The sequence below is a fragment of the Phenylobacterium sp. genome, from assembly GCF_031412415.1.
GTDB lineage: Bacteria > Pseudomonadota > Alphaproteobacteria > Caulobacterales > Caulobacteraceae > Phenylobacterium.
On record NZ_JANOCX010000346.1, the window covers coordinates 1 to 6,063 of the forward strand.

8 protein-coding genes and 1 pseudogene are annotated in these 6,063 nt (G+C 68.1%); 6 read left to right on the forward strand and 3 right to left on the reverse strand.

Annotated features, from left to right (window positions below):
* Nucleotides 1–886 (reverse strand): acyl-CoA desaturase (locus RMO04_RS16555; protein ID WP_309645871.1); only part of this gene is annotated, 886 nt, incomplete at its 3' end.
* Nucleotides 887–920: 34 nt separating this feature from the next.
* Entirely contained in the window at nucleotides 921–1,241 is a 321-nt protein-coding gene (locus RMO04_RS16560) for a metalloregulator ArsR/SmtB family transcription factor (RefSeq protein WP_309645872.1), read from the reverse strand.
* Nucleotides 1,242–1,310: 69 nt separating this feature from the next.
* Between RMO04_RS16560 and ubiA the strand changes: the two genes are divergently transcribed.
* Entirely contained in the window at nucleotides 1,311–2,240 is a 930-nt protein-coding gene (gene ubiA / locus RMO04_RS16565; protein WP_309645873.1) for a 4-hydroxybenzoate octaprenyltransferase, read from the forward strand.
* Here the strand turns inward: ubiA and RMO04_RS16570 are convergent.
* On the reverse strand, nucleotides 2,237–2,653 hold the full coding sequence (locus RMO04_RS16570; RefSeq protein WP_309645874.1) for a MerR family DNA-binding transcriptional regulator: 417 nt from the start codon (nucleotides 2,651–2,653) through the stop codon (nucleotides 2,237–2,239). The two genes, ubiA and RMO04_RS16570, sit on opposite strands and share 4 nt — an antisense overlap.
* Nucleotides 2,654–2,819: 166 nt before the next feature.
* On the opposite strand from RMO04_RS16570, the gene RMO04_RS16575 reads away from it, so the two are divergent.
* From RMO04_RS16575 to RMO04_RS16595, 5 genes and pseudogenes are all read left to right on the forward strand, one after another.
* On the forward strand, nucleotides 2,820–3,551 hold the full coding sequence (locus tag RMO04_RS16575; RefSeq protein ID WP_309645875.1) for an SDR family oxidoreductase: 732 nt from the start codon (nucleotides 2,820–2,822) through the stop codon (nucleotides 3,549–3,551).
* Nucleotides 3,548–4,318, forward strand: a complete 771-nt coding sequence (locus RMO04_RS16580; protein ID WP_309645876.1) for an SDR family NAD(P)-dependent oxidoreductase — start codon at nucleotides 3,548–3,550, stop codon at nucleotides 4,316–4,318. Before RMO04_RS16575 ends, RMO04_RS16580 begins: the two co-directional genes overlap by 4 nt.
* 42 nt (nucleotides 4,319–4,360) lie before the next feature.
* A complete protein-coding gene (locus tag RMO04_RS16585) occupies nucleotides 4,361–4,978 on the forward strand; it encodes a TetR/AcrR family transcriptional regulator C-terminal domain-containing protein (protein WP_309645877.1) in 618 nt (205 codons plus the stop codon).
* Nucleotides 4,978–5,910 (forward strand): fatty acid desaturase family protein, encoded by a 933-nt coding sequence (locus RMO04_RS16590; protein ID WP_309645878.1) that lies wholly within the window; start codon nucleotides 4,978–4,980, stop codon nucleotides 5,908–5,910. Before RMO04_RS16585 ends, RMO04_RS16590 begins: the two co-directional genes overlap by 1 nt.
* A gap of 30 nt (nucleotides 5,911–5,940) precedes the next feature.
* Nucleotides 5,941–6,063: pseudogene (locus tag RMO04_RS16595) on the forward strand (methyltransferase); the annotation flags it as partial.

The window sequence follows — 6,063 nt, forward strand, 5'->3', positions numbered from 1 at the left end:
CCTCACCGTGTCGGCGAAGCTGACGCAGGGCGGGGCGGTCTGGCAAGTGATCGGGCGTCACGACGGCCCAGGCGAGACCCAACCGCTCGAACACCACTATCAACGCCCAACCCAAGTCGACCTGCCCAGGATAGAGGCCAAGCCTAGCTGAACCTGGGAACGCATGGTGATTGTTGTGCCAGCTCTCGCCCATGCTGATCAGCCCGGCGACGACCACATCGTGGCCCTGGACGCAGGCGCCTTCGACAATCCAGGTTTGTGGACCGTCGCGGTGGGCGAAGTGTCCCACCAGCCAGTGACCAGTCACGCAGATCGACACGCGAGCGCAAACCCCCCAGATCACCCAGCCCGGCCCGCCGAGGACGAGAAGCGCAATCGCCCACGGGAGTTGCTGCCACATCCAGGTTCGCTCCAGCCACGCGTAGAAGCGATCCTGGGCAACTCGGGGTTCAAGGCGAAAGGTCGGTGCGCAGTCGAGGAGGAGGTCGCAGTGAAGCTGCCGCCAGCCGTCACGCCAGAAGTCGGTTCGATGCGCCAGATAGTCATGGCACGCGGGTTGGCGCTGCGCCCAGTCGCGAAGATCGTGTTGTCGGATCATGCCTATCGGTCCGGCCATGCCCACAAGCACCCCGAGATAGACGCACAGATGTTCGAGCCAGAGGGGGCAGGCGAAGCTCCTGTGGATGAGCTTGCGGTGCATGCCCACGGAGTGGCCGGCGCAGAGGGTGATCCCTGACGTCACCAGGAACAGGGCCAGCGTCTCCCAGGAGGCGAACATTGGGCCCAGGACAAGCGCCGCCAGGGTCATGCTTCCGATCCAGAGCGACTTTCGCGGCGCCCACAGAATGCGGCCGCTCACCGGATCAGACCGGTCGTCCGCAACCATCCGTTCGGATCCAGGCACAAGTTGCATCGGAACTCTAATCCGTCTCGGATGAGCGGCCGCGACGCATACGGGCGCTCTCCTTCTTGAGCGGTGCGGAGACCGGGCAGAGGTTCTGGACGAAGCCATTCAGCGTGGTGACGAGATTGTCGCGCACCAGCGAATAGTGGACGAACTGGCCCCGCTTCTCGGCGCTCACCAAGCCTGCGTTCTCCAGAACCTGCAGGTGTTTCGAGATGGCGGGCTTGCTCATCTCGAAGCGGGCCGCGATCTCGCCGGCCGTCAAGTCCACCTCGGCGAGATAGGCCAGGATCTTGCGGCGAGGCGTCGAGGCCAGGGCTTCGAAGACCTTTTCCAAACTATCATTGTCCTAATTAACTTATTAGCTAATTGACTAAAAATTGTTGGAGATGTCAACCGTGTCGGCATGACGATCCACCTCCCCGACGCCGCGCCCAGCAACTGGGTCGATCGCCACGCGCCGCCCAGCCTGCAGCCGTGGCTGAAGCTGGGCCGTTTCGACCGGCCGGCGGGGATCTGGCTACTGATGCTGCCGGGCTGGCAGGCGATCGCGCTGGCGAGCGCGCAGGCCGCGCATCTCCCGGACCCCTGGCTGTTGGTGAAGGTCTTCTTCGGCGCGGCCCTGATGCGCGCGGCGGGCTGCGCCTACAACGACATCGTCGACCGCGACATTGACGCCAAGGTGGCGCGCACCGCCGGACGACCGATCCCGTCGGGCCAGATATCCGTCAAGCAGGCCTGGGCCTTCGTGGCGGCCTGCTGCCTGGTGTCGTTGGCCATCCTGCTGACCCTGACGCCGCTCGCCATCGCGCTGGGCGTCGGATCGCTGGCCCTGGTCGGCGCCTACCCCTTCATGAAGCGGATCACCTGGTGGCCGCAGGCCTGGCTCGGCCTCACCTTCAACTGGGGCGCGCTGCTGGGCTATGCCGCGGCGACAGGGACCTTGGGCTGGCCCGCCGCCCTGCTCTACGCCGCCGGCGTGTTCTGGACCCTGGGCTATGACACGATCTACGCGGTCCAGGACCTCGAGGACGACGCCCTGGCCGGGGTGAAGTCCTCGGCCCTGCGCCTGGGCGCCGCCGCGCCCAAGGCGGTGCTCGGCTTCTATGTGGCGAGTTTCGCGTTCGCCCTGGCCGCGGCCTGGGCGGCGGGCCTAGGTCCGCTGGCCCTGCCGCCGCTGGCGCTGTTTGGCATGCACCTGTCGCGCCAAGCCGCCCGTCTCGACATCGCCGATCCGAAGCTGGCCCTGGCGCTCTTCAAGTCCAACAGCCTGGCGGGGCTGCTGCTGTTCCTGGCCCTGGTCGCCGGGATGTGGCGGGGGCCGATGGGGTTCTAGGCGACCTGCCGGGTCCCTTGCGTCTCGGCCAGACGCTGCTCCATGCGGGCGCTGGCGACGCGAAGCTCGGCGATGGCGTCGTCGATGTCCTTGCGCTGGCGTTCGAAGGCGGCGATCCGCTCGCGGAATTTGCGCAGGGCCAGGGCGTTCTGCGCCACCTCGCCGTCGCCTTGACCGTAGAGGTCCAGGATGTCGCGGATTTCCGCCAGCGACAGGCCGACCCGCTTGCCGTTCAAGATGATCTGCAGGCGGGCGCGGTCGCGATACGAATAGATGCGGGCCATGCCCTGGCGGGACGGCGCCAGCAGGCCCTGGTCCTCGTAATACCGCAGGGCGCGCGCGGTGGCGCCGAACTCGCGGCAGAGCTGGGTGATGGTGAAGGTCATCGCCGGGCGGCGAAGCTTGGCGGTCATTCTGTCCTCCCTGGGATCGCGGGCTGTCTCGCCCGTCGAGGTGAAGTCTGCCCTTCCCTTTACGTGAGCGTCAATCAGCTACGTCAACTAACGGGGCCTGCCGTTGGGTCACGCTTGTCGGTCTTTTCACCGCGGGGGAGGATCGCGGAAACGGGAGGCCAGGCACATGAGCGACCTCGATTTTGGCGACAAGACGGCGCTGGTGGTCGGTGGCTCCAGCGGCATCGGCAACGGCATCGCCCACGGCTTCCGCGAACGTGGGGCGAAGGTGCATGTCTGGGGCACGCGAGCCAACGCGGCCGACTATGATCCGGCTGACGGCTCGGATCTCGCAGGCCTGTCCTACGCCAAGGTCGATGTGGGAAATCGCGCGGAGATCGAGGCCGCCGCCGCCATCGACCCGCTGGACGTCCTCGTCCTCTGCCAGGGCACGGTGGTCTACAAGCGCGGCGAGTTCGGGCCCGAGGGCTGGGACAAGGTCATGGCGGTCAATCTCGACAGCCTGATGGCCTGCGCCATGAAGTTTCACGGCGCGCTGAGCAAGGCCAAAGGGTCGATCATCATCGTCAGCTCGGTCTCGGGCTTCCAGGCCAATCGCGGCAACCCGGCCTACGCGGCGTCGAAGGCCGGAGCGGTGAGCCTGACCAAGACCCTGGGCCAGGCCTGGGCCGGCGACGGCATCCGGGTGAACGGCCTGGCCCCGGGCCTGGTGGACACCAAGCTGACCAAGGTCACCACCGAGCATCCCGACCGCCTGCGCGGCGCGCTTGCCCGCATCCCTGTGGGCCGGATGGGCGAGCCTTCGGACATGGCCGGCGCCGCGCTTTTCCTCGCCTCACCGCTCGCCGCCTACGTGGTCGGACAGACCCTGGTCGTGGACGGAGGCCTGAGCCTGTGAGCGCGCCCGGACGATCCCTTCAAGGCTCCCGCGTCCTGATCACCGGCGCCGCCAGCGGCATGGGCCTGGCCACCGCGCGGATCTTCGCCCAGGAGGGGGCGGAGGTGGCGCTGACGGACTACACCGCCGCCTCGGCCGAGGTCGCCGCCAAGGCGCTCGCCGATAAGGGCCTGACGGTTCACCCCTGGAAGCTGGACGTCTCCGACGCCGGGGAGATCGCCGCCGTGGTGGCGGAAATCGCCGACCGGCTGGGCGGCCTGGACGTCGTGGTCAACAACGCCGGCATCTCGGCCTTCTCGCCCATCGACAGCTACGACTACGAAACCGTCTGGACCCGATCTCTCTCGATCCTGCTCACGGCCCACCAGCGGGTCATCCGCGCGGCCCTGCCGCATCTGCGGACGTCCGCCGCGCCGCGGATCGTCAACATCGCCTCGACCGAGGCCCTGGGCGCCACCGCTCGCGACAGTCCCTACGCCGCGGCCAAGGCCGGCGTGGTGGGCCTGACCCGGGCGCTGGCCGTGGAGCTGGGCCGCGAGGGGATCACGGTCAACTGCGTCTGCCCGGGGCCGATCAAGACGGGCATGACCGCGGCCATCCCCGACGACGCCAAGGCGACCTTCGCCAAGCGCCGCACCGCCATGGGCCGCTACGGAGAGCCGGAGGAAGTGGCGCACATCACCGTCAGCCTGTGTCTGCCCGCGGCTTCCTACATCACCGGCGTGGCGATCCCGGTCGACGGCGGCCTGATGGCCCGCAACGCATAGGGGCCGATTGACGTCATAGTTTGTATGGCATACAAATAAGCCATGCCCAACGTCCTATCCTTGGCGGAGCAGCGTGGCCGGCGCGAACCGGGCAAGCGCATGCGCTCGCGGCTGCTCGACGCGGCGGTGGATTTGTTCAAGGCGCAGGGGCTGGCCGGCGTCTCGGTGGCCGAGATCGCCGCGGCGGCCGGGGCCTTCCCCAGCCAGGTCACCTATTATTTCCGCACCAAGGAGGCCCTGTTCGTCGAGGCCGCCTGCCGCGAGGTGCTCTATGTGGCGCGCCAGGCCGAAGCGGCCGCGGCGTCCGCCGTCAGCGGCCGGGACTACAACCGCAGCCTTGTGGAGACGGTGATCGGCTCGCCGGGCCTGGCCCTGTTCGTGGACGCCTTGTCCCTCACCCGCCGTCGGCAAGATCTGGCTCCGCTGATCGAGCGCACCTTCGAGCGCCTGCACGGCCAGGGCGACCGCGCCTATGCGCAGGTGCGCCAGCAACGCGGCTGGTCGGGCCGTGACGACCCGGCGACCACGGCTCGACGCTTCTGGACCCTGGCCCTGGGCGTGGCCCTGCGTGACGGCGCGACGGATGTCACCGGATCGGCCGCCGTCGACGAGATGCTGGCCCTGCTGGGCCATTCCCACATTGCCGGAGGACATGCCTGATGCCGGCCGCCGCCCGCCTCGATCCCAAGGACTATTTCACCGCCGAGGAATGGGCGCCCCTGGCGCGCCGCTCGTCGTGGAAGGGACCGGCCATGATCGCCCACGCCTGGGCGACCATCTTCGCGGCCGGGGCCATGGTCGTGGTCTGGCCCTTCACCCTGCCGCTGGCGGTGATGATCATCGGCACGCGCCAGCTGGGTCTGGCCATCCTGATGCACGACGCGGCCCACGGCGCCCTGCACAAGAACCTGAAGGTCAACGATTGGCTGAGCGAATGGCTGACCGGCGGCGGGGTTCACACCTACCGGCCCTATCACCTCACCCACCACCGCTTCGGCCAGCAGAGCGAGGACCCCGACCTGTCGCTGTCGGCGCCCTTCCCGATCACTCGGCTGTCCCTGCGCCGCAAGATCGTCCGCGACCTCACCGGCCAGACCTTCTTCAAGGCCCGCTTCGGTCGCTTCGTCGGCAAGCTGAAGGCGCGAAAGTCAGGCGAGCCCCTGCTCCCCATCCTGACCGTCGAGTTCAAGCGCCATCGCCGTTGGCTGGCCATGGGTGCGATCGTGACCGCCGTCGCCGCGCCCTTCGGCCTGTGGTGGGTGTGGCCGGTCCTGTGGGTGCTGCCCCAGGCGAGCTGGTATCCGCTCGTCACCCGCCTGCGGAACATCGCCGAGCACGCCTGCATCGCCGAGAACGAACCCGACCCCATGCGCCAGGCGCGGACCACCAAGGCCAACCTGCTGGAGCGCATGCTGATCGCGCCCTACTACGTGAACTACCACTGCGAACATCACATGTTCATGCACGTGCCCTGCTACAGCCTTCCGCGCGCCCATCGTATCCTGGCCCGCAAGGGCGTGACCCAGCGCATGCTGGTGGAGCCCGGCGGCTATCTGAAGGTGTTGAGCCTGGCGTCGTCGAAGCCCGCCTAGCCCCGCACGTCCTCCATGCTAGATGGCGGGATGATCGATCCCTCCCTGGAGGGCCGCCAGGCCTTCATCCTCGCCAACACCCGGCTGCAGCAGCCTCCGCATACGCCGGAGCTGACCCTGCACCTGGCCGACGAGATCACCCCGATCTGGAAG

Excerpts from the sequence above, each read along its gene's own strand:
- ubiA (WP_309645873.1), top strand. The coding sequence starts at position 1,311 with ATGACGATCCACCTCCCCGACGCCGCGCCCAGCAACTGGGTCGATCGC.
- RMO04_RS16590 (WP_309645878.1), top strand. The coding sequence starts at position 4,978 with ATGCCGGCCGCCGCCCGCCTCGATCCCAAGGACTATTTCACCGCCGAG.
- RMO04_RS16585 (WP_309645877.1), top strand. The coding sequence starts at position 4,361 with ATGCCCAACGTCCTATCCTTGGCGGAGCAGCGTGGCCGGCGCGAACCG.
- RMO04_RS16570 (WP_309645874.1), bottom strand. The coding sequence starts at position 2,653 with ATGACCGCCAAGCTTCGCCGCCCGGCGATGACCTTCACCATCACCCAG.
- RMO04_RS16575 (WP_309645875.1), top strand. The coding sequence starts at position 2,820 with ATGAGCGACCTCGATTTTGGCGACAAGACGGCGCTGGTGGTCGGTGGC.